The following is a 26,463-nucleotide window of genomic DNA, read 5'->3' on the forward strand; positions in this document are numbered from 1 at the left end:
CACACCTGTACAACAAGATGGTTTTTAGATAATACTTATAATGAGCATTCATGATACAATAGAAAAATGATGTTTTCACGCAGAAACTTTCACATCACGTGATGTGCGCACCGCCTTATCTGTATATTTATTATTCAATCAAATTCAATTCAAGCTTCAACTTGACGCTGTCTATCCAAACAACAGCGCCATTATCCATCAATTTATGTATTCCTTAAGACATGAATTAAGCGTAAAAGAATTTACGTAGCTGGATCCCCAATACACTGCCAAACAGAGCCACCAGCATCCAGATCCAACCATGTAGACTGCCCGATGCGGTACCATCAAAGAAGCCGCCTAGGTTACATGCCGCATACATGGCGCCAATCCCCATTAATAAGCCACCGAGCACAGATGCAATCATCACCTTCAACGTCATTTGATTATCGTTTGGCTTATTCAAGATAGACTTCGATAGCGCTGCGCCCAGCACACCCGCCCAGAACATGCCTACCATCGGGTTACTGAATAAAGGGATCGCAAGCTTAGGGTTATCACTAAAAAAGCCGAACCAAGAGGCAAATCTTAGCGACATATCATAAATTGCACCGGTGATTGTCCATGCCGAACCATGTAAAGCCACAATGCTGGAGTTCAATAGCGCAATAATGATGCCACCGGTCAGTACGGTAAAACGGCCATCACGCCAAAACAAATTCTCACCGCGTAATAGCGGCTTAACTTGACCTGAACGTTTAAACTCAATGCCCGTAAATACAAGGAATAACAGCAGCACTAAGCCAAGATTCAGTAATGCCCCACTCCATAAACTGCCTGTAAAGTCTTTCATCAAGATCACTTGGCTATGAAACATCCCATTGACAGTGTGTTGATATGACTTACCTATTAATGTTCCGATACCATAAAATACTAACACCAGCCAAAAGCGCGGTCGCGCCTCACCACAGCAATACAGGGTTCCCGACGCACATACGCCAGCCAGCTGCATACCACAGCCAAACAGGAATGCTCCCACAATAAACGGGATCCCGACCGGCATAATATTACCGGTCATCTTGCCACCAAACAGTGCATGGCTAAAAGATAGACACAATGTAAAAAGGACTATCTCAATAAAGATGGTGATCAGGTGAGTTCTAACATAATAGCTGTTGCTTTTGCTGATCATCTCTCGCCAACCAAAGACAATCCCAAAGCCACTGAATGACAGAGTAAAACCGAGCAAAAGACCAATCAGCGCCATCAGTGACCATTTCAGACCAAACGCTTGTTCCAACCAAACAAGCAAGCCTGCGGCTAAGCAAGCAATAAGAGTTACGTATTTTTTATTCACGACTGCATCAGAGGTAGAAAAACAGGCGATAGATAATACAAAAAAGCAGGCAACCCGCCAATCAGACTATTTATTACAGTGAAGATTATTATGACGTCAGTTATTGCAAGCTAAAAAACACATACATCCATCACTAGCCTATCAACACGAAACAAACATTTCAGTAGCATTATGCATCACAATCAAAGCAATAAATTTACATTGCCAATGTACTCAATGCCGAAAATAGTATGCAATTAAAAGTGCTACCAGCACGCCATCTCACAGCCATTTTTCATTGCGATAAAACGAAATACTCATCCATAAATCCAAACCAGGTTCATTAATTTCTTTCGCAATATTATCGCGAATATTATCTAATTCACTGATCCCTACATACTCCATACTTTCTGGTAGCACTATGTAGATCTCGACAAATAACCCCCGCCCAATACGGGTTTCATAATGCGAATATTTAACAAAGCCATAGCGTAGTAACGCTTTTTGCATAATTTGATCGATTTTCTTTTCCAAGCTTTCGGAGGTAATCACCAGCACTTCTTTTATCGCATTAAACACAATTTTTGCCGGTACCGGTGTCACACAGAGTATCAACACAGCCAATATGCTGGAGTCTACATAAGGGACTAAAAATGCATATTGCGTTTCCTGTAAAAACCACGCCAGCACGAAGGCAAGAAATATCGCTGCACTAATGGCCGTTGAAATCATCCAACCACGCACATCAAGATCAATGATCGGTGACGCCATCCCCTTATTGGCCTGCTTTTGTTTTATGGTGATAATCACACAGGCCACGGTCACCACAAAAGCATAAGCCATAGCCCAGCCCAACTCGAAGTGACTGCCACCATCCAATAAGTTTTGGACAGCATTAGCAAAGGCATATAAGCATAGAAGAAGCAGCATGCTGCCATTTAGCACCAACACCAAAGGCTCCACATGCCAAAACCCGTATTGGAAACGGCGACTACTGGGATTTTTCCCCACTAATCGCAACACGAATAGCGCTAAGCCCGACAAGAAGGCATCAAATACGGCGTACATTCCATCGAACAAAATAGACTGTGAACTGGTGATAAAACCAAAGGCGACACTAAGGCAAGCGATGCCTGTAGCCCCATAGATGGAGCGCTGCAATAGCGCCTGCTCACGTTGAGTATCTGGCACGAGCAATACCTCCGGAAAACAGCGTTCAATGCATATAGCGTGGCCTATACGTGTGTTGCCTATGAGTATAGTTGAGGCATATTGATTTACTCGCCAAGTGAGAGCCAAAGAATAGAACAGAAATCCAGCCAGAAATGCACTATGCTTAGACAAGCTTAAACAAGCGTAATCACACGTTATTTCAAGGAATTAAGCATGATCGACCATACAGGGATTCAGGTGTCTAATATTGCGCTGAGCAAGGTTTTTTACGAAGCGGTTTTACATTGCTTAGGTTATAAAATCTGTCTGGACTTTGGACATGCGGTTGGCTTCGGTACGCCGATCAGTTGTGATACCGAAAACGCTGATGGCCGTGATCCGGGCGGTGATTTTTGGATTTCTGTAGGCACGCTCCATACTCCGCGTACACACATTGCGTTCCGAGCAGCAACACATGATGAAGTAAATGCTTTTTATCAAGCAGCGCTTCAGCATGGCGCTACGTGCAATGGCTCCCCAGGTTACCGAGCACAGTACCACCCCAATTATTACGCAGCTTTTGTGCTTGATCCCGATGGATACAATATCGAAGCGGTATGCCACAAAGCGCCAGAACTTACCGAGAAGAAGAAAGTGCCGTAAAATTAGAAAATATCACCGCCAAGATAATCATTCTAAATAATAATAACGGGTCTATGACTGGATCTAGTAAAGCACTCGAATCCAGCGTCGATTTCCTAAAGTGACGATTTATTGCCGATATTACGCAATAACAATAATCCAACATATTATAAAAATAAATTAAAAACAATAAAACCAACATTTAATGCATGACTATTTACACACCAACCACCCTCCTCAACAAACATCTATATTGATATAGCTCAATGAACTGGCTTTATTTTAGCGTTATCAAATGCCCACTATCTCATTGAACCAATGTGAACGGAGGAGACGATGAAAACTTATGATCGAAACCGTAACGCCATCACGATTGGCAGTTATGTTATGGTGGCTGAAAGTGGCGCTACAGGCGTGATAAAAAATATAGATGACCAAGGAAAATCAGAAGAACAGGTCAGACGCGCTAACTGCGTATCTATAGATGGCATTGATGGTGTGTTTTGCCCACTCGAACTTATTAGACTTAAGTTTAACTAATTATCGCGATTGGCATAATCCGATTCCACTGCCACTCACGTAATACACGAACATAACACAAGACGATAGAAATTCATCTGTACCTTATTAATCATGAAGCGCTCTATAGATGAGCGCTTCATCCATGCCCATACTAGCCCCCTTCCCACGTCAAATGCCCTATTGTGTAGTAATCGTCATTTTCGATTTTTTGTCATGCAAAACCTACAGTTACAGCAATCATGATCTATCTTTAACACTAATGCGGGATGAGGATGCGTAGTAGTACTGCTTAGCTCTGGCTCTACCTCGCAGATTAATACTCAGCTAATACTCAACCAGGGAATAATATATGATCCTATTTTTCTTGGTTTTTATTATCATCATGACAGCCAGTACATGGTGCATTTTTGTCAAAGCAGGCTACCCCGGTTGGGCGGCTATCATCCCCTTTTATAGCACCATCATAATATTAAAAATTACTCACCGACCACTTTGGTGGATTTTCTTGCTAATCATGCCAATAATAGGATTTATTATCTCATTCATTGTTTTTATTGATCTAGCTAAAGCTTTTGGTAAAAGCGTTTACTTCGGTATCGGTTTAGCCCTATTTGGCTATATCTTTTTCCCGACATTAGGCTTTGGCAAGGCAAAATATACAGGAAAAAATATTTAACCATGTTACATTCAACATTTAAAACACAAACGAATTGGAGATAGTCAAGCCATTATCCGCTTGAATAGCTATCCTTTCGTCATCATAGGGAAGTATAATCATCTCCGCGGCACTTAAACTCAAAACGCTCTTATAGTTACAAACTATCACGCTTAACTTAAGTCAATAAAACATGCTCCGTTCATACACCAAACCTGATTAAATTTCGCGTGACAATGTCAACGCGCTAACCTATTCTAAAATGATTATTAGAACCCTAGATTAGATCACACAAATATAGCAAGCACCTTACAGACATATGCGCATTGATTCTGTAATATATCGTTTAACACTACTAACCAAGACATGACTAGCCAATTATTATACTTCCACAATCTGGATATTAGTGGATTATAGATAATCACTCTTAAAACTGGCAATGCGCTAATCACGCACAAAGGTCATAACTAACCATATATGGAATTATTGCTGTGCAGTTAACATCGAGATGGACTATTTATACAATAATTACACTAAGCGCCTTACTCATTACCGTTATAGCTTATGCAAATTTTAAAGTGATGCGTTTTGAGTCACTGACAACTAACAACACCAATGAGCTAAAAAATGGCAATGTCTGTCTAGTTCTAGGCACAGCAAAACTCCTTCGCAGTGGAAATGAAAATCAATTTTATAGCAATCGAATGCGCGCTGCATACTTGGCCTACGCCTCAGAGAAATGCGCTAAATTCATTGTGTCGGGCGACAATAGACACCATGACTATAACGAACCCGACATGATGAAAGACAGCCTATCAAAACTGGGCATTTCCACGGAGAATATTTACTGTGATTATGCCGGAGGAAGAACATTAGATTCGGTTATTCGATTTAAGATGGTTTTCGGCCAATCATCAGGCATTGTCATCTCGCAGCAATTTCATAACGCGAGAGCCATCTACATTGGGAAAAGTCACAATATTAATTTAATCGGATTGAATGCAGAAGACCCAACAGCTTTCAGTAGTTTTAAGACTAAATTTCGCGAGATATTTTCTAGGACCAGAGCATTTTTTGATGTTGAAGTCTTCAATTCCGAGCCTAGGCATTATGGTGATAAAGTGAACATTTAGAGTCTTTAACTCAGTGAGATATAAAATACCAGTAAAATTTTAATTCCAAAAAACACGAAAATAAAAATATAGACATAACCAAAGAGATATCAAAGTGAACTACTCAAATAAATTAATTGTCATGCTATTACTTACTCTATCACCATCAATAGCCAGCGCAACAGATACATTTAACAATTGGGTACCTAACGGATGGCGGATGTTTTCACAGGCAACCGGCGATCTGAATAACGATGGCAAAGATGACGCCGTACTGATCATTGAAGAGAATAATCCGGATAAGATAATTAAAGTTCCCAAAGAGAAAGATAAAACGTACAACACTAATCCAAGAACATTAATAGTCTTATTTAGTCGTAATGAGCGATATGAAAAAGTCATTTCCCGTAGTGACCTACTACCTACGGAAGGAAATATTAACTATCCATGTCAAAAAGATCTTCTAGCTGGAGGTGGTATTTCAATTAATAAAGGCAAGATCTTATTCACCCTGGCTAACGTATCAAATTGCGGGACAGGCCTAACCTCAACGGATACATTTACATTCCGGCATGACCACAAGGATGACTTTGAGCTGATTGGTCGTGATAGTTTGTCACTTTCAAAAAAGACAGGAGCTGAGTTGAAAGTTAGCATAAATTATCTTACCCAAAAGGTAAAAGTAACCGCAGGCGGAAATATTTATACGCACAAACAAGGTAACGATAAATGGAGTAAGATAAGCCCTGCCGGCTTAAGTAAAATTTCAACATTCAAAATTCAATGTTTTGGCTCATCAACATTAGGTTGCGAATGGTCTATATGAGTCTTTCCTCATGAAAAAATGTAATCACCAACAATTGTATTGTTAACACGTACAGGCACCTAAATAAAGTATCTTCAGCTTCGAGTTGTTTTTTATTTAGGTAGCTTTGTGTGACATAACATCTATATAACGATAAGGGTTTTAATGATGGATTTTACTGTCGGAAAATGGATTTATAAGCCAAAAACCAGCGAAGTTACATCTGAGTTCGTATCGATAACTACGGAGCCAAAAACAGATTTTTGGCAACGCTCATACTATGGTTTTCGTAATGATAATGCCCCTGCATTATTAATTGAAGTTGAGCAAAATTTCACATTTACCGTGAAGGTAAGCTTTGATTACCAAGCACTGTTCGATCAATGTGGCATCATCATATACCTCGATAATGAAAATTGGTTTAAAGCCTCTATAGAGTATGAAAACCCAACATTTTCTAGACTCGGAAGCGTGGTGACCAACTTAGGTTATTCAGACTGGGCAACATCGGATATCCCTCTTCCCAAAGAAATTTGGTATCGCTTAAACCGTCGAGGGCCTGATTTTCTCATCGAATCATCGTTTGATGGCCAAACGTTCAAGCAAATGCGGATATTTCACTTGCATAAGTTGGGAGAGACTACGCCAGAAATGGGCAAATATAATCCGCCGCTAGCAGCGCAAAATTCGGTGCAATTTGGCGTTTATGCATGCAGCCCTTCAGAGTCATCGTTTATTGCCAAGTTTACCGAGATGAATCTAGAGCCTTGTAAGTGGTTAGCTCACGTGGCTTAAAGACTCGCCGATTGCGCATAATTCGGCGGATTAAAAGCATACAAGCCTGAGTTGCGCGTGTAGGCGCAACTCGGCATGATGGGCATAAATGAGCCGATAATTGTTGCCCTCACCAGTCATTCAATGCTAAGACGCCGACCATGACATGAGGTTGCCGAAGTACTCAATAGATCCGAACTTTCAAAACAAATGGTGTGGTTTTATTGTCATCTTTTACCCCACCCATCTGGTAGACCCGAATAGTATACTTACCAGACTCGGGCAGAATACTGTCGTAGTTACCCTCTGACATAGAGCCATTAAATAACGCCTCCCCACTGCTATTTGGCCCCATGACGTTATAGTAAGTCGTCAACCGCTTACTCTTTAGATACACCTGCATGCGCTGGCCTTTCTTTGCCACTAACGTGAAATCACTGACATCGCCGCCGGTAATTTTCCCTTTAATCTCCGCACCAGATGTACCTTTTTGAAACTGAACAGCTTGAGAGGTGTCAGCCGCCAACACGAATGGGCTCGCCATCAATAACATTGCACCTAAAAGGCCAGCACTCGCCGACCGCAAACAACGCTTCATCAGTTACTCCATTCAAAATGATTTTAAGAGCCATTATGCAATTTATCACTCACTCCGACCGTCGGTAAAACGCAGCATTGTGTGAATCCATTTCAGCCAGTGCTGTTTTCTCATTAGTACCGCACATGCTCTTGATGTTTCCAGATTGGAAAGTTTCGATGGCCAGATGTTCACTAGGTATAACCATAGCATCATCATATAGTTACCACCAAAATGGGTTCGACTAAAAACGCTAATGCCGCCTCTTCTAAGAGGTAGCAAGGCCTGTCTGTGTGGGGATCTGATGCGAATTTTTTTATTATGTTGTTTCTGGATGATTATCCTTTACCCGGTAGGCATAGATCTCTACCTCGTAGCCGTACCGCATATTGCAGATAGCTTGCATGCCGATGATGCACAGATCCATACCGCCTTCTCAATCTATCTGTTTGGTATGGCCGCTACAGTGTTAATCGGAGGCGTGATTGCTGACCGTTATGGTCGGCGAAGAGTGGTTCTTGCCGGTGCATTACTCTTCGTTATCGCTTCGTTGGTGGCTGCAACTGCCACTCACATCTACGGTTTCTATTTCGGCCGTTTCTGGCAAGGCGCAGGTGCTGGCACGCTCTACATTATGTCATTCACGATTCTTCGTGATGTTTTAAGCCAAGAACGGCTTGCCTCCGCACTCGCCATGATCAATGGCGTTATTTGCGTAATACCGGTTTTAGCCCCTGTACTCGGCTACATTATTTTGTCTCATTCCAGCTGGCGTGGCATTTTCATCACGATGGCTAGCATTGCCATATGCTGTGGCCTCATCAATCTCGTCTTACTCAAAGAAACGCGACCAGTAACCCCACACCAGAGAGGTTTATCTACGTCATTTGCTGTATTACGTGCACCTCGCTTTATGTTGCTTTCGTTACTCACTAGCGCCAGCGTTACCAACATTTTGGTTTATGTCAGTGTCTCTCCGTTATTACTCATGAAGCAGCTGGGATTTACCGCCGAACAATACTCCATCGTAATGATGGTAATGGCTGGCGTTAGCATGGCCACCTCATTTCTCACACCGTTACTATTACGCTGTTTTGGCAGTCATAACGTCTTGGCGTTCTCACATTTAGCCTACTTACTGGCGCTGTTGAGCCTCATCGGTAGCTGGCACCTAAATGGTAATATTGAGTTATTGCTCTTGGCTTTTTCTCTCATCTGTATTGGTTTTTCTTGTGGATTTGGTATCGCGATGGGAGATGCCTTGAATGAATGCCAACAAGACAATGTGGCTTTTGCCAGTGCCATTCTTTGCATCATGCAAATCAGTCTTTCAGGTTTGTACATCTGGCTAATGGGGTACCTCGAATTTACGCCATCTGAAATGCTGATGTATTCTCTACTGGTTAGTTTGCTCAGTTATCTCGCCGTTAAAGTACTGGTACCATGGTTTATGGTTAATCACCCAAATCAATTACGCGGGTAGTAAGTTATGAGAGGGAAAATGCGTTCTTTGAATGAGCTCGACTTGAATCTGCTCGTTGTATTCAAGCATTTAATGCAAGAGCGCAGTGTTGCGGGCGCAGCACAAAAACTCTGTGTGACCTCCTCTGCGGTGAGTAAATCGCTCGCTAAACTTCGTGATTGGTTTGATGACCCGTTGTTCGTGAGGGTGCGGCAGCGCTTACAGCCAACAAACTTATCTCTGAGTTTGGAGCAAGAACTCAAGGTCTGGTTTCAGCTAACCGATAGCATTGCATCGCTCAACAGCGATGCAATTCCTGATGGGGCCAGTTTCAATCTAGTGATGGAGTCGCCCTTTTACATCAGTTTTTTAAATGATTTACCTATGACTATTTATGAGAAATACCCAAACTCGGTAGTCAAGGTTTTAGGATGGGATCACCAATCGCTCAATACCATTATCAGCGGTGAAGCAGATCTTGGCTTTTGCGCCCGAGAAACGTACGGACGCTCTCATGCCAAGCTCACTCGACTTCCTTATTACATCGATCACGAGATACTTTTTACTGACCGCCCCGTGGTCTTTCTGCGCCAAGAACACCCTCTGTTAAAACAGGAGTGGTCACTCGAGAACTTCCTAGCATGCCCGCAAATCAGCATGATATGGGAAGCTAACGATACTTGGGCACTTGATAATGTGCTAAATGATGAAGGGCTAAAACGCCATGTTCCGATCATGGTTTCCAGCTTTGAACAAGCACTACATATTGCGTCTCAATCAAGTCATGAACTCATTGCTATCGCACCGTCATATTGCACCAGTTATGCCCAAAGGCATCATGGCAATCTGATCGCCAAGCCATTACCACTTACCGAACCTCTGTACAAACAGCTAGATATTCATTTCATATTGCTGTGGCATAAACGACATAACCAAGATGCAAAAGTAATGTGGTTACGCAATGAAATAAAAAGGCTCTATCGGCAAGATCCATAATTTAACTATACGGGGCGTATATAATTTCATTTTTATTACCCCCCCTTTCCAGTAGTTATTCAAACAACGCACTTTCAATACTTGCTTAGCGAGTTGCCGCCACCGAATATATTCTCTGTAATCGCGTTCATCTATAATCTGTCGCATAGAAATGTAATTTTGGCGACTAGAAGAAAACCAGATAAACACAGCTACCACATATACAACCTGAATAGATACCAATAAACTAGACAAACCTAACAGCAGCTCAGGTATACAGCAACTGCCAGATCACAAATCAAACGGGCGACTTAAAATCCACATCAAAGCTTAAACTTGAGTGACAGACTTTGTAAATGCTCAGCTAAATGAGCAAGATCTTCACATGACTTTGATGTCTGAGTTACGCCATCTGATATCCCAGTAAGAGTTTCATTTATCGCGATGATATTCTTATTTAACTCAACTGTGACACTATTCTGTTCTTCCGCAGCAGCAGCAACTTGAATGTTCATTTCAGATATATTGCTTATTGATACATTCACAGACTCCATTAACATCCCAGAACGTCTAGCTTGATTTACACTATCACTCATTCAAATACAGCTCTGCTGCATAATTTTACCTGAGCTTAGTGCACGATCTTGTAATAATACAATAATGCTATTTATCTCTGTTGTAGAATCTTGTGTTTTTTGAGCAAGTGTTCTTACCTCATCCGCAACAACAGCAAATCCTCTGCCTTGCTCTCCTGCCCGAGCAGCCTCAATCGCAGCATTTAATGCTAAAAGATTAGTTTGGTCTGCAATACTCCTAATAACATCTAAAACCATAGATATGTTTGCGCTATCTATTTCAAGTTGTTGGATCGTCTTGGCTGCATCTTCGATTTCGCGAGCAGCAGATTCAATGAGTTGAACCGTTGCATGTACTTGATGCTGACCATTATCAGAGGATTTATGAGCCTCAATTGCAACATCCGCAGCATCAGTAGTATTTCTAGCCACTTCGTTAACAGTCGCTTGCATTTCATTCATTGCTGTTGCAAGTTGTGTCATCTCTGTCTGTTGAGACTGCATACTATGAGCAGTGTTCTCTGATATAACTTTTACTTCTTCAGTCGCAGATCTTAATTGTTCAGCAGACAATACTATTTCATTAATAATGTGGTGAACATTTGCCTTCATCTGTCGCAAAGATAAAGCTATTTCTCCCAGTTCATCATTACGCATCTCATGTGACTCAACAAAATCACACAATAAGCTTCTTCTTAGATCACCATTAGCAATTTTGTTCGTCTGATCCACGATCAAACGAAGTGACTTTCTAATTTTAACGACTAACATATAGGATGATATAATCAATAAAGACGATAATATGGCAATAGATAACGATACCTTAAGAAAAAAAACATCCACCTCACGATATATAGAATCGGCATCTTTAGAAACCCATTCATAATTGTAGTTAGCCAGCTTTATGGTGAGCATCTCAATTTCAGAAAAAAGTAATGAAGATGAGCCGAAGTAAATATAACTAGCTTCGGCATAGTTTCCTTTCTTTATCAATGATAGGAATGAGTCATTTACTATCAGGTATCTACTCAAAAGCTCATCTAAATTATCAATTAAATTCTCATCCTCGCCCAGGTCCGTCGTTTTTTTGTAATCTGAGACTAACTGAGCAATTTCGGCCTTAGTCTTTGATATCTCGCCATGGTAGCCTGAGTTTTTTCAACCTCATTGAAAGTTGACAACAATCTAAGTTCATAATGACGAAGCTTGTTTATATTTAAACGTATCATCTCAGAATTTTTAATTGCAGGAATACTGAGTGTGCTGATGTCAAATGTGTTATTTTTAAGAAATAGCAAGGGTGACATCGAAACCCCACCCACAATAAGTATCGCTATAATAGATGCAACACTTAACAGTACAATACTTTTTATTATCGATAAATTTTTCATTAAACCACCTAGCCGCCATAAGCTAATACTATTAGCCTTTAATAAGGCATGTCAGATAAGAAAGGTATTTTCCACAGATCCTTTAATTCTTTTTGATATCGATTTCAAATTATCACTAGAATCTTGCAAGGCAAGAGATGTCTCTGTAACCACGTCTGAGGTTTGCTTTATTTTTACAATATTTCTATTAAGCTCCTCACTAACCAAACGCTGCTCTTCCGTAGCTGCAGCAATCTGTATGTTCATGTTAGAAACATTCTCAATTTGAGAATCGACAGAAGAAAACATACTTAAAACATTAGCTGCAACACTTACTGTGCTATTAGCGATTTCTTGACTCTGACGCATAATGCCAGAAACATCATTAGCATTTTTTTGAAGAGATGATATTATTTCATTGATTTTTATTATTGACTCTTGAGTGCGCTTTGCCAGAGATCTAACCTCATCAGCGACAACCGCAAAACCTCTGCCCTGCTCACCAGCTCGTGCAGCCTCAATAGCAGCATTCAGTGCTAATAAATTCGTTTGCTCAGCAATGTTTTTTATCACATCAAGAACAATACCTATGTTGTTACTTGAAACACACAACTCATCAAGTGAATAGACTGCCGAATCAATATATCCAGACACTGATTTGGATTTCTTCTCCATTTCTTGGACTGCTTGACTATTATCCATCGTTTGAAGTTTAGACTGTTCTGCGGCACTAGCCGCCTGATCTGTATTATACGCGACCTCTCGAATTGACGCCTGCATTTCATTCATGGCTGTAGCATATTGATCTATTTCATCTGATTGGTACTTAATGTTTACCAATGCTTTTTTTGCATCATCAAACAATGATGCAGATGCACCATCTAATTCTGATACGATATTCAATATATCGGAAATCAACCGCGTCAAATTCTCTTGCGTTGACTCTAACTTCTCAGCCAGAGCACCAAATTCATCCCGCCCTAAAAGAGCATCATCAATCTTAAATGTTAGATCACCAGATGCAATATTACTTAGGTAGCCAGAAAACTTATCAATACTATGAACAATTCTTCTCCTAATAAAAAAACAAATAATTGAAGAAAAAACAATCACAAACAATGATGATATTAATAACACAAACTCATCATGTACCTTATCATCATTAATCGACTTCATTGTTGATGCCAAAGCTATTTTATTCTCATCAATCATTACATCTAGGACTTTGGCAATATTTTCAGATAATACCTTTGCTCTTTCACTTAATACTTCTCGCTGAATACTTTCCGCATCAAATCCAATCAAGCTTATGTAGGATTTGATATCATTTCTTAGCATTGTGTAAGCCTTATACTCAGCATTACTATTAAATGGAATTTCTGAGTATCGCTCAATTTCTGATTTAAGCTTATCTTTTTTGTCTTTCAAAAAACCCAGTCTAATGCTAACATCATCATTCAATGCAACCGATAATTCAGCTCGTCGTATCTCATTAAAATCTGAGCTAATTTCACTAACTAAAAGCAGCGATTCAAACTGCACTGACTTTGCTCTTTCAAACATTCGCAAGTTATTATTGATGTATTTAGTAGCACTCCATGACAAAAACACGACACCGATAAACCACACAGCAGACATTAGGATAAGCTTTTCTGAAATCTTAAACTTGAACATATTAATCATCTCACATTTGCTGCAAATCAGCGATAGCAACTCTTACTGCCACAGCTCTATTAATAAGTTTAATTCGCTCTCTATCTGATATAAAACTCAAAGAGTAAAATGAATCTATCAGACCCTCATTTAATTTCTTTATCTTTTCCATCACTAAGTAGCACTCGGAACTTTTCAAAATCCCCTTGAGCGGCCCCAGCTTATTTAAACTTGAAACAATATCATCCTCTATCTTAACAAGAAGAAATTCCAGCCTAGATAAAAATTCCTTATCTGATAATCCTTCGAATAATATTATTGCTTTCTCTTTATCAAATTTCATAATTGATTTAGACATAAAATCTATTCTCCAGCATAAACTAAGGCCAAGGTCATCATGGATAGCTTTAGTCTGATTGATACATGCCACTGAGGCACTGACAACAAATCTAGCTAACTCATAACCGAAATAAGTGTGATGATTAATTGTGTGATAATTTTTACCACGCGTACTTAATGTTATTTTTCACATACTTTGAATGAATAATTTTATTAAACAACTCCGACCTGATTAATTTGTTTATTATTCACACCCACAAAAACATTTCGCACAACCGATGCATTAGCAATCGATTGCTAGCACATATTTAAAATATAGAGTATTAACACCAGTTATTTTACCGATGGACATCACTCGCAAGGAAACATTTGGATACAAATGAAGAATATAAAATGATACAGTCTCAATGATATCAATTAAAAACGCACGATAACTATGACGTAAAAATTCGCGTCTATGCCACACCTATCACACAAAGCTAACAATGAAAGGCGAATATCAGATGTTAAAAATTGACACTAATAAATCTGAAAAATCAAAGCACATGTCAATCCAACGAAGCAATTTAGATAACGATATTGAAATCTGCGCTATCAGTTTATGTAAAATAACTAATGGCAGAATATACATTTTTATGAATGAATCCGTTCATTGTTTTAGCAAGGAAAGCATAATCATGCTCCCTATTGGATACAAAATATCAAAAATGGATTTAAGCTTTGACTTTTCAGCTGAGCTGATTTTGTTTAGTGATTCACTATTGCGACAAGTATTATCTAAAATAAAAATCAATTTCACAAAAGAAAATACTGTAATTACAGGTAGAATCGGTAATTTCGAACTAGAGAATATAGATCACATACACAGCTATTTTAGTTTATTCAAGGAGATGGCTCTGCATTGTGACTATAACGCTACAATGGATGGCCTAGCTTTCGGGATGCTATACTTAATAATAAGTAACAAAAACAATCACATGTTCAATTTTGGCGGAGGTAACACAAAGCTTCATTGGCGAGTTTATGAAATAATACAAGCAAACCCTACTTTCCGATGGAAAATCTCTGATATTGCAAAAGCACTACATACTTCAGAGTCAACGCTGAGAAATAGCCTGGCGAAAGAAGGTCTTACTTTTCGTGAGATATTAAATGACACAAAGCTTGAGTACGCATATGAATTAATTAGCAGTTCGCAAATTTCAATAAAAGAAATTGTGAATCTATTTGGATATACTTGTGCATCACAATTTTCAGCTAAGTTCAAAAGAAAATATGGTTTCCCTCCTAAAGAGTTAAGAAAATAGACCAGATCTTTTAAAGAAGATGCTTTCAAAAGCACATTTTGTAAAGGTGATTTTGAGAACATGATGACGATTTTCGCATCACCTTTTTATAGTAAATACTGCTTATGAGTTGTAGTTGTATACAAGCAAACAACATACAGGCTCTTCTATAACTCGCCAAAATCATAAATACCAACAGCTCCAAGCACACTATACTGCATATACATACAGGTTATAGTGTGCAACCATGTTTTCTCCCCCCCCTCCAACCAAAATCGCTTGAGCTTCCGTTGTTTTGTCCCCTGCCGTTTGTGGCTTTACAAAGCCCTGTGGAGGACTACATTAAACAAACTATCGACCTCAGCTAATCCAGCTTATCCGATTCCCTACCTAAGCCAATGCCAATAGTTAGAAACTTTTTTTGTTCTGCACATAACCAAGTCAGGACAAGCCATGAGTGATGTCATTGCACTTATTGACCAGAACAACTCCTATGCACCTCACGAGCGATTGTTTCGGCCAAACCTAGAAGAATAATAAGTCTGTATTAACTTTTCAAACTGGTCTGCGTTGATATGTCATAGAATTCATATAGAATTCGCCTCCTACTATTGACTGACAAGAATAAATAAATGAATAAAGATGCAATTGCAGGTCAGGCCGTTTACTCAAAACCGGTACTTTCAATCTATGACATATGGGTTTTAGGCTTTTCAAATCATTTCCTATGGAAATGCCCTACCAAGTTAATCAGCAAACAATTTGCTGACTTAGCCACCAAAAATCATCTGGATGTTGGCGTAGGCACTGGATATTACCTAAAAAAAAATCTGCATAACAAAGAGCAACGTATCGCGCTCATGGACTTAAACGAGAACAGTCTTCTTGCTGCATCCAGCGTGATACCGCACCTAACGCCTGAGGTGTACAGCAAGAACGTATTAGAGCCGCTTGAGATGAACTGTGAGAAGTTTGACTCTGTGAGCTTAAACTACTTACTGCACTGTCTGCCAGGGTCAATCTCCGAAAAAAGCATCGTATTCTCTTATCTGAAAGAGCTTATGAACCCTAACGCGACGATTTTCGGCAGCACCATATTGGGCAAAGGGACAAACAAAAACCTCTTAGCTGAAAAAATCCAATCAATTTACAACAGCAAGGGGATTTTCAGTAACGAGGAAGATGATGTACTTTCACTGAGAGAAGCCCTAGAACATCACTTTGCTAATGTAAACATCAAGGTAATTGGTTCTGTTGCCCTATTCTATGCCAATCACCACTAAAAGAACGCTGCATCATTAACGAAACTTTAGCCGTAGCAAATGCTGCGGCTTTTGGTCCCCCCTTCCAAACAGCAAACCTCAATAGCTGAAAGCCCCATTTGATTTCATAGTAACTCTCTTCATGAGTCTTTTATCATGCCGAATTTCATCATCTCTGTGGTTCTTTTTATTGGAGGACCGTAATGGAGCACAGCGCGAGAAATCCATGCATTCTGCATGCAGCATGAACGCGCCTTGTAAAGCGACTCTCAATCGCTGGGCTGCACAGGCATACATACAACCCGCCCCCAAGAAAATTGCCCGTCGCTGGTTTGTCGAACCTTATGCTGAATACATCGGTGAACAAGTAAAACCCGCGATTTTCAAGACAGACAACCCCAAACTAAAACGAATCCTCTCAAGCAATGGCTAGACCAAGAAAAAACAAAATTGCCATACCTAATCTGTACTGCCGGTTAAACCGCAAAACCAATACGATTTACTGGCAATACAAGAACCCAAGGGATGGTAAGTTTTATGGACTCGGAACTGATTACGAAGAAGCTGCCGCTATCGCAACGGAAGCGAATAACCGCTTGTCATCGCTTCGAGCTAAACAGCTTGAGGCGGAACTACTCAAGCGCAACAAGACAGTAACGCTCTACGGAATATCCGTAGAGTTGTTCCTAGATAAATTTGAAAAATACCAGCAAGAAAGATTTGAAAACGGGCAAATAAGAGAAAACACCTTTAAGCAGAAGGCTTACCCAATTTCATTTATCCGACAGCACATCGGAAGTCAGCCGCTTAACTCGGTCAATGTTGGCCATTGCAATGAAATGCAAAATGAACTTGTTCAAGAGGACAAGCGGCGCATGGCGCAAATCATTCGGGGCGTGTTGATCGAGATGTTTAAAGTGGCCCAACATTTTGGTGATGTCCCTCCTGGGTATAACCCTGCGGAGGCCACTCTATTACCTTTCAATAGGGTGACTCGCTCTCGCCTTACATTCGATGAGTTCATGGCTATCTTGGACATCGCTAAAACGAAAAAACGACAACCATGGCTACGGCATGCCATGCTACTTGGCTTAGTCACCGGACAGCGGCTAGGTGATTTACTCAACATGAAATATAGCGATATTAAGGATGGCTATCTGCATGTAGTACAGCAAAAGACCGGTATGAAGATAGCAATATCAACCAACCTCTATAACGAAGCTCTCAAGCTGTCACTGCAAGATGTTATCGATATGACGCGAGATAACCGAGGCAGTGAGTACATCATCCATACCTATTACTCAACTTCGCAGACTAAAGCGGGTTCTGAGATTAAAAACGCCACAACTTTATCTACAGCCTTCGGAAAGCTGAGAGACCAGTGTGGTATCGATTGGGGAGAACAGGCACCTGCCAGTTTCCACGAAATTCGTTCACTGTCGGAACGTTTATACCGAGAGCAAGGTATTAACACACAGAAACTGCTAGGTCACGCATCGCAAAAAATGACCGGCAAGTACAACAACAACCGCGGGAAAGAGTTCCTAAAACTGGATTACGACTAAATCGACATTTGCATATTAATTCATTTCAGTGAATAGAAATGGAGGGGTTTTGGCAAAGAGTTTTGGAAATCATTTTGGAAATTACGTGACACTTTTAAAAAAATGGGAAGCCGAAGCTCCCCAAAAAAGGTAAAAGGAAAGATTCTGGGTTACATGTGTTCGCACATTGCTTTCGCAAATTCGCTGCATTTCAACAACTTAGCGCCGTCCATCAGACGTTCGAAATCGTAAGTTACGGTTTTAGCCGCAATCGCGCCTTCCATGCCTTTCACGACAAGATCGGCTGCTTCAAACCAGCCCATATGACGAAGCATCATTTCAGCAGATAGGATCAGCGAGCCTGGGTTTACTTTATCTTGGCCGGCATATTTAGGCGCAGTGCCGTGAGTGGCTTCAAACACAGCGCAATCAGCGCCGATATTCGCCCCTGGTGCGATACCGATACCGCCCACTTGTGCTGCCAGCGCATCAGAGATGTAGTCGCCATTGAGGTTCATGGTAGCAATCACATCGTACTCGGCTGGACGCAGCAGGATCTGCTGTAAGAAAGCATCGGCGATGCAATCTTTAATAATGATTTCACGGCCAGTATTTGGGTTCTTCAGGGTCATCCACGGGCCGCCGTCCAGCAGCTCGGCACCGAACTCTTCACGTGCCAGCTCGTAGCCCCAATCTTTGAACGCACCTTCGGTGAACTTCATGATGTTGCCTTTGTGCACTAATGTCACAGAAGCGCGATCATTGAAAATAGCGTATTCGATAGCCGCGCGGATCAGGCGCTTAGAGCCCTCTTCAGACGCCGGCTTGATACCGATACCGCAATTTTCTGGGAAACGGATCTTCTTCACGCCCATTTCTTCACGCAGGAACTTAATCACCTTATCGGCATCTGCAGAGCCTGCTTTCCACTCAACACCGGCATAAATGTCTTCCGCGTTCTCACGGAAAATCACCATGTCGGTCAGTTCTGGGTTTTTAACTGGGCTTGGCGTACCTTCGTAGTAACGTACTGGGCGCAAGCAAATGTACAGGTCCAACTCTTGACGCAAGGCCACGTTCAAAGAACGGATCCCACCGCCGACAGGCGTTGTCAAAGGACCTTTGATCGCAACACGGTATTCACGAATTAAATCCAGTGTCTCTTTCGGCAACCAGACATCTTCACCATAAACCTGAGTAGACTTCTCGCCGGTATAAATTTCCATCCACTGAATCTGGCGCTGGCCGCCGTAAGCTTTTTCGACTGCCGTATCGACCACCAGCTTCATTGCAGGAGTCACATCCACCCCGATACCATCACCTTCGATATACGGGATCACAGGGTTATGCGGAACTTGCAGTTTGCCCTGCGCATCGACAGTGATTTTTTGGCCTTCGGTTGGTACAACTACTTTGCTTTCCATTGACATCTCCTTCGAGCGTCCATTTGTTATGGTTTTGTAAGAGGCGCGTCAATAATACTTGAACATTCCTGTTACGCCAATCTCTTGCCGAATCAGCTATACTATGCGGCTCACAGAATTTATTGAACATCCTGAAAATGATTGCACGTCCAACCAAGAAAAGCGGGTCCCGGCATTTTAAACGCAGTGTGGATCGCAAACCGTCACAACCCTCTGCGCCACAACGGATCATTTTGTTCAACAAGCCGTTTGATGTTCTACCGCAGTTTACTGATGAATCTGGTCGTACCACATTGAAGGACTTTATCCCGGTACAGGGCGTGTACGCCGCCGGTCGTCTGGATCGTGACAGCGAAGGGCTGATGGTGCTCACCAATGATGGTAAGCTGCAAGCGCAACTGACCCAACCGGGCAAGCGGACCGGCAAAATTTACTGGGTACAGGTCGAAGGTATTCCCAGCGAAGAAGACCTGCAAAAGCTGCGCGATGGAGTGACATTAAAAGATGGCCCTACGCTACCGGCGAAAATCGCGCTGCGCGAAGAGCCAAGCTGGTTATGGCCACGCAACCCGCCAATCCGGGAGCGTAAAAATATCCCCACCAGCTGGCTTGAGATCACGCTGTTTGAAGGTCGCAATCGGCAGGTGCGCCGGATGACCGCCCATATCGGTTTCCCGACGCTACGCCTGATCCGTTACCAAATGGGGCCATGGACGCTGGATAATCTGCCGAATGGCGAATGGAAAGATGTCGCCGCCCCCTCCAGCGCAGCAGATACCAAACCAACACGAGGTGCTTATGTCCGATAAGCTGCGTTTTACTCCGCATGTGACTGTCGCCAATGTGGTGCACTGTCAGGGCAAGTTTCTGCTGGTCGAAGAGCACATTAATGGCAAGGTTTTGTACAACCAACCAGCGGGGCATCTGGAAGCCAATGAAAGCGTGCTGGACGCTGCGCGCCGTGAATTATGGGAAGAAAGTGGCCTGCGCATGCAGCCACAGTCATTGCTGAAAATCTTCCAGTGGACTGCGCCAGACGGTACGCCATTTATTCGCTTTACGTTTGCTATCGATTTAGATCAGTGTCCGCCTTGTGAACCGCAAGATCCGGATATCGTCGCCTGCCATTGGGTCAGCGCCGATGAGATGCGTCATATGGCCCTGCGTAGCCCCTTGGTGATGGAAAGTATCTCGTTGTTTTTACAGCCGGAGCGTATCCCTCTTTCCGTGCTTGCGGTTGTCTAAACCCCCACAGAGATAGGCAACCCAAATAGGCACTAAATCGTGAAGATTTCTCTGCGCAGAGCGTGCCCGCAATGGCAAGCGCCGCACTGTGCGCGGCCCTGTGGATGTGCTAAAATCTGCCACCGGAATTCTCAGCGAGAATTTACCTCATTCTTCAAACTGGCCTATTGGCCGCAAAGGTGTAGTACATAAATGTCTGATAACAGCCATATCAAAGTGATCGTCGGTATGTCCGGCGGGGTTGACTCTTCCGTTTCTGCTTACCTGCTGCAGCAGCAGGGCTATCAGGTCGAAGGCCTGTTTATGAAGAACTGGGAAGAAGACGACACCGACGAATATTGCTCCGCGGCACAGGATCTGGCCGATGCCAAAGCTGTTTGTGACAAGCTGGGCATCAAGCTGCACACCGTGAATTTCGCGGCAGAATACTGGGATAATGTATTCGAGCATTTCCTTGAGGAATACAAGGCCGGCCGGACTCCAAACCCGGATATCCTGTGTAATAAAGAAATCAAATTCAAAGCCTTCTTAGAGTTTGCCGCCGAAGATCTGGGCGCGGACTACATCGCGACCGGTCACTATGTGCGTCGCGGTGAAAAAGAGGGTAAAGCACAACTGCTGCGCGGTCTGGACAACAACAAAGACCAGAGCTACTTCCTGTACACGCTGGGTCATCAGCAGGTTGCACAGAGCCTGTTCCCTGTCGGCGAGCTGGAAAAACCGGAAGTGCGCCGCATTGCCGAAGAGATCGGTCTGGCAACAGCTAAGAAAAAAGACTCCACCGGCATCTGCTTTATCGGTGAGCGTAAGTTCCGTGATTTTCTGGCGCGCTACCTGCCTGCGCAGCCGGGTCAGATTGTCACCGTGGATGGCGTGGTGATGGGTGAGCATCAAGGTCTGATGTACCATACACTGGGCCAACGTAAAGGTCTGCTGATTGGCGGCACCAAAGAAGGTACCGACGAAGCCTGGTACGTGGTCGATAAAGACACGGAAAATAACCGTTTGATCATCGCACAAGGTCATGATCACCCGCGTCTGAAATCACATGGTCTGATTGCCCGCCAACTGCATTGGGTTGACCGCGAAACTGTGCAAGAAACTTTCCGCTGCAGCGTGAAAACCCGCTACCGTCAGCAAGATATCGCCTGTACGGTGATCCCGCGCGGCGAAGATGAAATCGAAGTCCGCTTTGACGAACCGCAAATTGCCGTAACACCGGGTCAATCTGCGGTCTTCTATCAAGGTGAAGTATGTCTGGGCGGCGGTATTATCGAAGCCCAAATCAGGGAGTGATTCAGTGGCAAAAAATACGACAGATATTGTTTACGCCCTTGCCGGCATGTGCCAAGCCGTTCGGCTAGTACAAGATATCTCCCGTAATGGTAATGCCAACAGTGAGGCGCTACGCGCCTCACTCACCAGTATTATGCAGACGGCCCCCTCCTCCACATTGGATGTATTCGGCCAGTCACCTCACAGTCTACAGCTGGGTCTAGAAACGCTGATTACCCAACTCTCCGGCCTCAGTGGCCAGCAAGACAGTGAACTGACCCGCTACCTGATTGGCCTCATCATTCTGGAAAAGAAACTCTCCGCACGTAAAGACAGCCTGTCTATTCTGGCCGATCGGATCCAAGGTCTGGATCGTCAGCAGCAACACTTTGATCTGCTCGATGAGCAAATGATCAGCGCTATCGCCGCCATTTACGTGGATGTAATCAGCCCACTCGGCCCACGCATCCAAGTCACCGGCTCACCAATACAATTGCAAAGTCCGCTGGTGCAAAACCGCGTTCGCGCTGCACTGTTGGCCGGTATTCGCGCGGCTGTGCTGTGGCGTCAGGTTGGCGGTAGCCGTCTGCAATTGATTTTCTCGCGGGGCCGGTTAGTTGACCAAGCCAAGCGAATTTTAGGATCCCTTTAATCTCTGAACTCAGGAGTTTTTATACCCATGGAACTGTCCGCACTGACCGCTGTATCCCCGATTGATGGCCGCTACGGCGATAAAGTTACGGCTTTACGTAGTATCTTCAGTGAATTTGGCCTGCTGAAATTCCGGGTGACAGTTGAGGTACGTTGGCTGCAAAAACTGGCAGCCTGCCAGGGGATCTCCGAAGTGCCTGCCTTCAGCGCGCAGGCCAATGCGTTTTTAGACGACATCGTCAGCAACTTCAACGAAGAAGACGCGCTGCGTATCAAGACCATTGAGCGGACAACCAACCACGACGTGAAAGCCGTGGAGTACTTCCTGAAAGAAAAAGTGGCTGCGATCCCTGAGCTGCACGCCGTGAATGAGTTCATCCACTTTGCATGCACCTCCGAAGACATCAATAACCTGTCTCACGGTCTGATGCTGAGCACCGCGCGTGAAACTGTGATCCTGCCTCTGTGGCGCAAGCTGATTGATGAGATCAAAGATCTGGCGCACACCTATCGCGATATGCCGCTGCTGTCGCGTACTCACGGCCAGCCAGCAACGCCATCAACCGTTGGTAAAGAGATGGCGAACGTTGCTTACCGTATGGAGCGCCAGTTTAAGCAGCTGCAACAAGTTGAGATTCTGGGCAAAATCAATGGCGCGGTCGGTAACTACAACGCGCACATAGTGGTCTACCCGGAGGTTGACTGGCACCGTTTCAGCGAAGAGTTCGTGACATCACTGGGCCTGACATGGAACCCGTACACTACGCAAATCGAACCGCACGACTACATCGCCGAGCTGTTTGATGTAATGGCGCGTTTCAACACCATCCTGTTGGACTTCGATCGTGACATGTGGGGCTACATTGCACTGAACCACTTCAAGCAGAAGACCATCGCCGGTGAAATCGGCTCTTCTACCATGCCGCACAAAGTTAACCCAATTGACTTCGAAAACTCCGAAGGCAACTTAGGCTTGGCCAATGCGCTGTTTGACCATCTGGCCGCTAAACTGCCGGTTTCTCGCTGGCAGCGTGACCTGACTGACTCCACCGTTCTGCGTAACTTGGGAGTGGGCATGGGTTACTCTCTGATTGCGTATGCCTCTACCCTGAAAGGCATTAGTAAGCTGGAAGTGAACGCAGACCATCTGGCCGACGAGCTGGATCACAACTGGGAAGTGTTGGCAGAGCCTATCCAAACCGTAATGCGCCGTTACGGCATCGAAAAGCCATATGAGAAGCTCAAAGAGCTGACCCGTGGCAAGCGTGTTGACGCGCAAGGCATGCAAAGCTTTATCGATGGTCTGGAGCTGCCAGAACACGAAAAAGCACGTCTGAAAGCCATGACGCCGGGCAGCTATATTGGCCGCGCGGCACAAATGGTGGATGAGCTTTAAGTCTTACATCACCAAGCGCTATCGCGTATAGCCTCTGCTAGCATGCTGAATCAGCCGGTAACTCTGTTACCGGCTTTTTTGTTATTTATCGTTGGTTTAACCAAGATGCGGCATACTCTATGCTTACACTCGTCCCTTTATTTTTTCGTGGCATGTATTTGGGTGGCAAAGCAGTGTTTGCGTAGCGCGCCTCTTGGTCACTAAATAACTCTATTATTGCCACATTTCCTTGGGCGCATTGCGGTATACAATACAGGCTGTCTTTGTCGCGCCCCTGTTGTGAGGTTCTCATGCGGATTCTGATTGTTGAAGACAATGCCCTGCTTCGTCACCATCTTAAGGTACAGCTCGAAGAGCAAGGACATCAGGTGGATGCCGCCAAAGATGCGGTAGAAGCGGATTATTTCCAGCAAGAGCATGAACTGGATATTGCGGTGGTCGACTTAGGTTTACCGGATGAAGATGGCTTATCGCTGATCCGCCGCTGGCGCGCCTGTGGGAAAAAATTACCCATCCTGATCCTCACCGCCCGAGATAGCTGGCAAGAAAAGGTCCAAGGTTTGGAAGCGGGAGCCGATGACTATGTCACCAAACCGTTCCAACTCGAAGAGGTGGTCGCTCGGCTGCAAGCGCTGGTCCGCCGCAGTAGCGGGATCACGTCAACCTATATGACTGCAGGGCCATATCAGCTTAATTTGTCGCGCCGTGAGCTGACCATCAATCAAGAAGCCGTGAAGTTAACGGCGTTCGAATACAAGATCTTGGAATACCTGATGCGTCACCATCAGCAGGTGATCAGTAAAGATACCCTGATGTTTCAGCTGTATGCCGATGCCGAACTGCGCGAAACCCACACTATTGATGTATTAATGGGACGCCTACGGCGCAAACTGGCAGTAGATGGCTTGAATGAGGTTATCACCACCATCCGCGGTCAAGGTTACCGTTTTGAGTTGCAGTGCCAATGAAACGGACCTCGCCGCTCTTTAAAATCCAGTCGCTGCGGCTGCGTTTTCTGCTGGCAACCGCTCTGCTGGTGGGTTTTTTATCTCTGCTGTATGGCGTGGTCGCCATCGGCGGCTACGTGTACGTATTTGAACGTAACACCTACCGCTTGATGAGCAGCGAAGGCAACATGTTCATCAACTTTGCCCATTGGCAAGATGGCAAACTGAACGTTAACGTGCCAAAAACGCTGATCCGCAACAAAATGCTGCTGGCATGGATTTATGATGCAGACGGCAAGCTGCTGTGGCGGCTGGCTGACCTGCCGGAATTTGAAGAACAAATCAGATCCGAATGGCTGAAAAAACCCGGTTTCTATGAAATTGATAGCCCACACCCCATCGCCACGTATCCGCTGCTGGGTAACGAGCGGCTGAAAAACCGCCTACCGGATTATATTGATGATGATGTGACCTATTCGGTAGCGGTTAACACCTATCCGGCGATGAACGAGCTTCCTTCGATGACCATCGTCACCCTCGATGCCGTACCACAAGAGTTACAAGACTCCGATTATGTCTGGACCTTATTCGAATGGGTGCTGGTCGCACATTTGCTGCTGGTGATGCCACTATTATGGCTAGCAGCCAACTGGAGCTTGCGCCCCATCGCTGAGCTTTCGTTACAGGTGGAAGAGCTAGAGACCCACGACCGCGAACATCTGGATTTACGCCCCAAGCCACCACAAGAATTGCGCCGGTTGATCTTAAACCTCAACCGTTTGATCAGTTCGCAAAAGCAGATGCAAGAGCGCTACCACGCCACGCTCGGCGATCTGACGCACAGCCTTAAAACCCCGCTGGCGGTGCTACAAAGCACCCTACGCTCATTGCGTTTATCGCCCGAAAAAACGTCACTGGAGGAAGCCGAACCGGTCTTGCAAGAGCAAATCGATCGCATTTCGCAGCAAATCGGCTATTACCTGCGCCGTGCTGATCGCCCCCACGATGATCCATTACACCGGCAATTGACCTCCGTACCCGGCATGCTTGACCCGCTTTGTGGCGCGCTGAATAAAGTCTATGCCAGTAAAGGCGTAAGCCTGACACTAGATATCCCGCCAGAGCTGATTTTCTGCGGCGATCGGGAGGATTTTATGGAGGTGATGGGCAACATCATCGATAACGCCTGCAAGTACTGTCTCGAATTCGTCACCATCTCTGCCCGCCAGCAAGGCGATGCGCTGCAATTCATCATTGAAGATGATGGCCCCGGCATTCCCCCAGCCAAGCGCGAAACGGTGATCCAACGAGGGCAACGCGCCGATACGCTCAAACCAGGACAAGGCTTGGGATTAGCCATCGCTACCAGTATCTTGGAGCGCTACCGCGGTAAAATTGAGATAGCGCAAAGTTTGCTGGGTGGCGCGAAATTTACGGTTACCTTTGCCGATCAAGAAGACAAGGCGCTTTACCCTAAAACACGTATAATGCGCGGATAAAAGTAC

Annotated in this window: 26 protein-coding genes; 18 read left to right on the forward strand and 8 right to left on the reverse strand. The window is 44.0% G+C overall.

From position 1 onward, the window contains the following. Positions 1 to 226: 226 nt before the first annotated feature. Positions 227 to 1,336 (reverse strand): YeeE/YedE thiosulfate transporter family protein, encoded by a 1,110-nt coding sequence (locus NCTC9997_RS08040; RefSeq protein WP_230405833.1) that lies wholly within the window; start codon positions 1,334 to 1,336, stop codon positions 227 to 229. A gap of 261 nt (positions 1,337 to 1,597) precedes the next feature. Beyond that, positions 1,598 to 2,506, reverse strand: coding sequence for a cation diffusion facilitator family transporter (locus NCTC9997_RS08045; protein ID WP_167550133.1), 909 nt, complete (start codon positions 2,504 to 2,506; stop codon positions 1,598 to 1,600). A 195-nt stretch (positions 2,507 to 2,701) separates the two neighbouring features. Here NCTC9997_RS08045 and NCTC9997_RS08050 point away from each other — a divergent pair, with 195 nt between their 5' ends. The 6 genes from NCTC9997_RS08050 to NCTC9997_RS08075 all read left to right on the forward strand — a co-directional run bounded on the left by NCTC9997_RS08050 (position 2,702) and on the right by NCTC9997_RS08075 (position 6,998). Beyond that, positions 2,702 to 3,130, forward strand: coding sequence for a VOC family protein (locus tag NCTC9997_RS08050; protein WP_064977795.1), 429 nt, complete (start codon positions 2,702 to 2,704; stop codon positions 3,128 to 3,130). Between the two features lie 315 nt (positions 3,131 to 3,445). Next, positions 3,446 to 3,649, forward strand: coding sequence for a putative selenium delivery protein YdfZ (gene ydfZ / locus NCTC9997_RS08055; protein ID WP_010863733.1), 204 nt, complete (start codon positions 3,446 to 3,448; stop codon positions 3,647 to 3,649). 331 nt (positions 3,650 to 3,980) lie between these two features. Next, positions 3,981 to 4,307, forward strand: coding sequence for a DUF5684 domain-containing protein (locus tag NCTC9997_RS08060; RefSeq protein ID WP_064977796.1), 327 nt, complete (start codon positions 3,981 to 3,983; stop codon positions 4,305 to 4,307). A gap of 470 nt (positions 4,308 to 4,777) precedes the next feature. Further along, positions 4,778 to 5,419, forward strand: coding sequence for a SanA/YdcF family protein (locus NCTC9997_RS08065; RefSeq protein WP_064977797.1), 642 nt, complete (start codon positions 4,778 to 4,780; stop codon positions 5,417 to 5,419). A gap of 94 nt (positions 5,420 to 5,513) precedes the next feature. Continuing rightward, complete coding sequence (locus NCTC9997_RS08070) at positions 5,514 to 6,224, forward strand: hypothetical protein (RefSeq protein WP_152136228.1); 711 nt, start codon at positions 5,514 to 5,516, stop codon at positions 6,222 to 6,224. Positions 6,225 to 6,368: 144 nt separating this feature from the next. After that, on the forward strand, positions 6,369 to 6,998 hold the full coding sequence (locus NCTC9997_RS08075; RefSeq protein WP_064977799.1) for a DUF1349 domain-containing protein: 630 nt from the start codon (positions 6,369 to 6,371) through the stop codon (positions 6,996 to 6,998). A 163-nt stretch (positions 6,999 to 7,161) separates the two neighbouring features. Here NCTC9997_RS08075 and NCTC9997_RS08080 read toward each other — a convergent pair whose 3' ends face one another. Further along, complete coding sequence (locus NCTC9997_RS08080; RefSeq protein WP_010863738.1) at positions 7,162 to 7,575, reverse strand: hypothetical protein; 414 nt, start codon at positions 7,573 to 7,575, stop codon at positions 7,162 to 7,164. 283 nt (positions 7,576 to 7,858) lie between these two features. Here NCTC9997_RS08080 and NCTC9997_RS08085 point away from each other — a divergent pair, with 283 nt between their 5' ends. Together NCTC9997_RS08085 and yidZ are read left to right on the forward strand one after the other, a co-directional pair. Then, positions 7,859 to 9,037 (forward strand): MdtL family multidrug efflux MFS transporter, encoded by a 1,179-nt coding sequence (locus NCTC9997_RS08085; protein WP_064977800.1) that lies wholly within the window; start codon positions 7,859 to 7,861, stop codon positions 9,035 to 9,037. An 18-nt stretch (positions 9,038 to 9,055) separates the two neighbouring features. Next, positions 9,056 to 10,012: an HTH-type transcriptional regulator YidZ gene (gene yidZ / locus NCTC9997_RS08090; RefSeq protein WP_064977801.1), complete on the forward strand. Its 957-nt coding sequence runs from the start codon at positions 9,056 to 9,058 to the stop codon at positions 10,010 to 10,012. Between the two features lie 302 nt (positions 10,013 to 10,314). On the opposite strand, the gene NCTC9997_RS08095 is transcribed toward yidZ, so the two are convergent. From NCTC9997_RS08095 to NCTC9997_RS08110, 4 genes are all read right to left on the reverse strand, one after another. Next, complete coding sequence (locus NCTC9997_RS08095) at positions 10,315 to 10,587, reverse strand: hypothetical protein (protein ID WP_152114555.1); 273 nt, start codon at positions 10,585 to 10,587, stop codon at positions 10,315 to 10,317. Continuing rightward, entirely contained in the window at positions 10,588 to 11,700 is a 1,113-nt protein-coding gene (locus NCTC9997_RS08100) for a methyl-accepting chemotaxis protein (protein WP_256855325.1), read from the reverse strand. 308 nt (positions 11,701 to 12,008) lie between these two features. Beyond that, on the reverse strand, positions 12,009 to 13,619 hold the full coding sequence (locus NCTC9997_RS08105; protein WP_064977804.1) for a methyl-accepting chemotaxis protein: 1,611 nt from the start codon (positions 13,617 to 13,619) through the stop codon (positions 12,009 to 12,011). A 1-nt stretch (position 13,620) separates the two neighbouring features. After that, positions 13,621 to 13,947, reverse strand: a complete 327-nt coding sequence (locus tag NCTC9997_RS08110) for a hypothetical protein (RefSeq protein WP_064977805.1) — start codon at positions 13,945 to 13,947, stop codon at positions 13,621 to 13,623. A 484-nt stretch (positions 13,948 to 14,431) separates the two neighbouring features. Here NCTC9997_RS08110 and NCTC9997_RS08115 point away from each other — a divergent pair, with 484 nt between their 5' ends. The 3 genes from NCTC9997_RS08115 (at position 14,432) to NCTC9997_RS08130 (ending at position 18,041) form a co-directional block, all read left to right on the forward strand. After that, positions 14,432 to 15,235: a helix-turn-helix transcriptional regulator gene (locus NCTC9997_RS08115; protein ID WP_167550134.1), complete on the forward strand. Its 804-nt coding sequence runs from the start codon at positions 14,432 to 14,434 to the stop codon at positions 15,233 to 15,235. A 611-nt stretch (positions 15,236 to 15,846) separates the two neighbouring features. Next, positions 15,847 to 16,497, forward strand: a complete 651-nt coding sequence (locus NCTC9997_RS08120; protein ID WP_064977807.1) for a class I SAM-dependent methyltransferase — start codon at positions 15,847 to 15,849, stop codon at positions 16,495 to 16,497. Positions 16,498 to 16,901: 404 nt separating this feature from the next. Beyond that, positions 16,902 to 18,041, forward strand: a complete 1,140-nt coding sequence (locus NCTC9997_RS08130) for a phage integrase Arm DNA-binding domain-containing protein (protein WP_064977809.1) — start codon at positions 16,902 to 16,904, stop codon at positions 18,039 to 18,041. 149 nt (positions 18,042 to 18,190) lie between these two features. On the opposite strand, the gene icd is transcribed toward NCTC9997_RS08130, so the two are convergent. Further along, positions 18,191 to 19,444 (reverse strand): NADP-dependent isocitrate dehydrogenase, encoded by a 1,254-nt coding sequence (gene icd, locus NCTC9997_RS08135; protein WP_010863767.1) that lies wholly within the window; start codon positions 19,442 to 19,444, stop codon positions 18,191 to 18,193. Between the two features lie 137 nt (positions 19,445 to 19,581). On the opposite strand from icd, the gene rluE reads away from it, so the two are divergent. The 7 genes from rluE to phoQ all read left to right on the forward strand — a co-directional run bounded on the left by rluE (position 19,582) and on the right by phoQ (position 26,457). Further along, positions 19,582 to 20,253, forward strand: a complete 672-nt coding sequence (rluE, locus tag NCTC9997_RS08140; protein ID WP_010863768.1) for a 23S rRNA pseudouridine(2457) synthase RluE — start codon at positions 19,582 to 19,584, stop codon at positions 20,251 to 20,253. Next, the gene (locus tag NCTC9997_RS08145; protein WP_064977810.1) at positions 20,243 to 20,689 is read left to right on the forward strand and encodes an NUDIX hydrolase; all 447 of its coding nucleotides are present in this window, start codon (positions 20,243 to 20,245) and stop codon (positions 20,687 to 20,689) included. The genes rluE and NCTC9997_RS08145 overlap by 11 nt, the downstream gene beginning before the upstream one ends. 192 nt (positions 20,690 to 20,881) lie before the next feature. Continuing rightward, positions 20,882 to 21,985 carry a tRNA 2-thiouridine(34) synthase MnmA gene (mnmA, locus tag NCTC9997_RS08150; protein ID WP_064977811.1) on the forward strand — a complete coding sequence of 368 codons (1,104 nt, stop codon included), beginning with the start codon at positions 20,882 to 20,884 and terminating at the stop codon, positions 21,983 to 21,985. A gap of 4 nt (positions 21,986 to 21,989) precedes the next feature. Beyond that, positions 21,990 to 22,616: a high frequency lysogenization protein HflD gene (gene hflD / locus NCTC9997_RS08155; protein ID WP_010863771.1), complete on the forward strand. Its 627-nt coding sequence runs from the start codon at positions 21,990 to 21,992 to the stop codon at positions 22,614 to 22,616. A 27-nt stretch (positions 22,617 to 22,643) separates the two neighbouring features. Further along, positions 22,644 to 24,011, forward strand: a complete 1,368-nt coding sequence (gene purB, locus NCTC9997_RS08160; protein WP_064977812.1) for an adenylosuccinate lyase — start codon at positions 22,644 to 22,646, stop codon at positions 24,009 to 24,011. Positions 24,012 to 24,301: 290 nt separating this feature from the next. Continuing rightward, positions 24,302 to 24,979 (forward strand): two-component system response regulator PhoP, encoded by a 678-nt coding sequence (gene phoP, locus NCTC9997_RS08165; protein ID WP_039044791.1) that lies wholly within the window; start codon positions 24,302 to 24,304, stop codon positions 24,977 to 24,979. Further along, positions 24,976 to 26,457 (forward strand): two-component system sensor histidine kinase PhoQ, encoded by a 1,482-nt coding sequence (gene phoQ, locus NCTC9997_RS08170; RefSeq protein ID WP_039044792.1) that lies wholly within the window; start codon positions 24,976 to 24,978, stop codon positions 26,455 to 26,457. The genes phoP and phoQ overlap by 4 nt, the downstream gene beginning before the upstream one ends. Positions 26,458 to 26,463 lie beyond the last annotated feature (6 nt).

The organism is Plesiomonas shigelloides (assembly GCF_900087055.1).
In the GTDB taxonomy this organism is placed as follows: Bacteria; Pseudomonadota; Gammaproteobacteria; order Enterobacterales; family CAMTGL01; genus Plesiomonas; species Plesiomonas shigelloides.

Excerpts from the sequence above, each read along its gene's own strand:
- icd (WP_010863767.1), bottom strand. The coding sequence starts at position 19,444 with ATGGAAAGCAAAGTAGTTGTACCAACCGAAGGCCAAAAAATCACTGTC.
- phoQ (WP_039044792.1), top strand. The coding sequence starts at position 24,976 with ATGAAACGGACCTCGCCGCTCTTTAAAATCCAGTCGCTGCGGCTGCGT.
- NCTC9997_RS08050 (WP_064977795.1), top strand. The coding sequence starts at position 2,702 with ATGATCGACCATACAGGGATTCAGGTGTCTAATATTGCGCTGAGCAAG.
- phoP (WP_039044791.1), top strand. The coding sequence starts at position 24,302 with ATGCGGATTCTGATTGTTGAAGACAATGCCCTGCTTCGTCACCATCTT.
- yidZ (WP_064977801.1), top strand. The coding sequence starts at position 9,056 with ATGCGTTCTTTGAATGAGCTCGACTTGAATCTGCTCGTTGTATTCAAG.
- NCTC9997_RS08095 (WP_152114555.1), bottom strand. The coding sequence starts at position 10,587 with ATGAGTGATAGTGTAAATCAAGCTAGACGTTCTGGGATGTTAATGGAG.
- mnmA (WP_064977811.1), top strand. The coding sequence starts at position 20,882 with ATGTCTGATAACAGCCATATCAAAGTGATCGTCGGTATGTCCGGCGGG.
- rluE (WP_010863768.1), top strand. The coding sequence starts at position 19,582 with ATGATTGCACGTCCAACCAAGAAAAGCGGGTCCCGGCATTTTAAACGC.
- purB (WP_064977812.1), top strand. The coding sequence starts at position 22,644 with ATGGAACTGTCCGCACTGACCGCTGTATCCCCGATTGATGGCCGCTAC.
- NCTC9997_RS08115 (WP_167550134.1), top strand. The coding sequence starts at position 14,432 with ATGTTAAAAATTGACACTAATAAATCTGAAAAATCAAAGCACATGTCA.
- NCTC9997_RS08120 (WP_064977807.1), top strand. The coding sequence starts at position 15,847 with ATGAATAAAGATGCAATTGCAGGTCAGGCCGTTTACTCAAAACCGGTA.
- NCTC9997_RS08130 (WP_064977809.1), top strand. The coding sequence starts at position 16,902 with ATGGCTAGACCAAGAAAAAACAAAATTGCCATACCTAATCTGTACTGC.
- ydfZ (WP_010863733.1), top strand. The coding sequence starts at position 3,446 with ATGAAAACTTATGATCGAAACCGTAACGCCATCACGATTGGCAGTTAT.
- NCTC9997_RS08075 (WP_064977799.1), top strand. The coding sequence starts at position 6,369 with ATGATGGATTTTACTGTCGGAAAATGGATTTATAAGCCAAAAACCAGC.
- NCTC9997_RS08105 (WP_064977804.1), bottom strand. The coding sequence starts at position 13,619 with ATGATTAATATGTTCAAGTTTAAGATTTCAGAAAAGCTTATCCTAATG.
- NCTC9997_RS08145 (WP_064977810.1), top strand. The coding sequence starts at position 20,243 with ATGTCCGATAAGCTGCGTTTTACTCCGCATGTGACTGTCGCCAATGTG.
- NCTC9997_RS08110 (WP_064977805.1), bottom strand. The coding sequence starts at position 13,947 with ATGTCTAAATCAATTATGAAATTTGATAAAGAGAAAGCAATAATATTA.
- NCTC9997_RS08085 (WP_064977800.1), top strand. The coding sequence starts at position 7,859 with ATGCGAATTTTTTTATTATGTTGTTTCTGGATGATTATCCTTTACCCG.
- NCTC9997_RS08060 (WP_064977796.1), top strand. The coding sequence starts at position 3,981 with ATGATCCTATTTTTCTTGGTTTTTATTATCATCATGACAGCCAGTACA.
- NCTC9997_RS08080 (WP_010863738.1), bottom strand. The coding sequence starts at position 7,575 with ATGAAGCGTTGTTTGCGGTCGGCGAGTGCTGGCCTTTTAGGTGCAATG.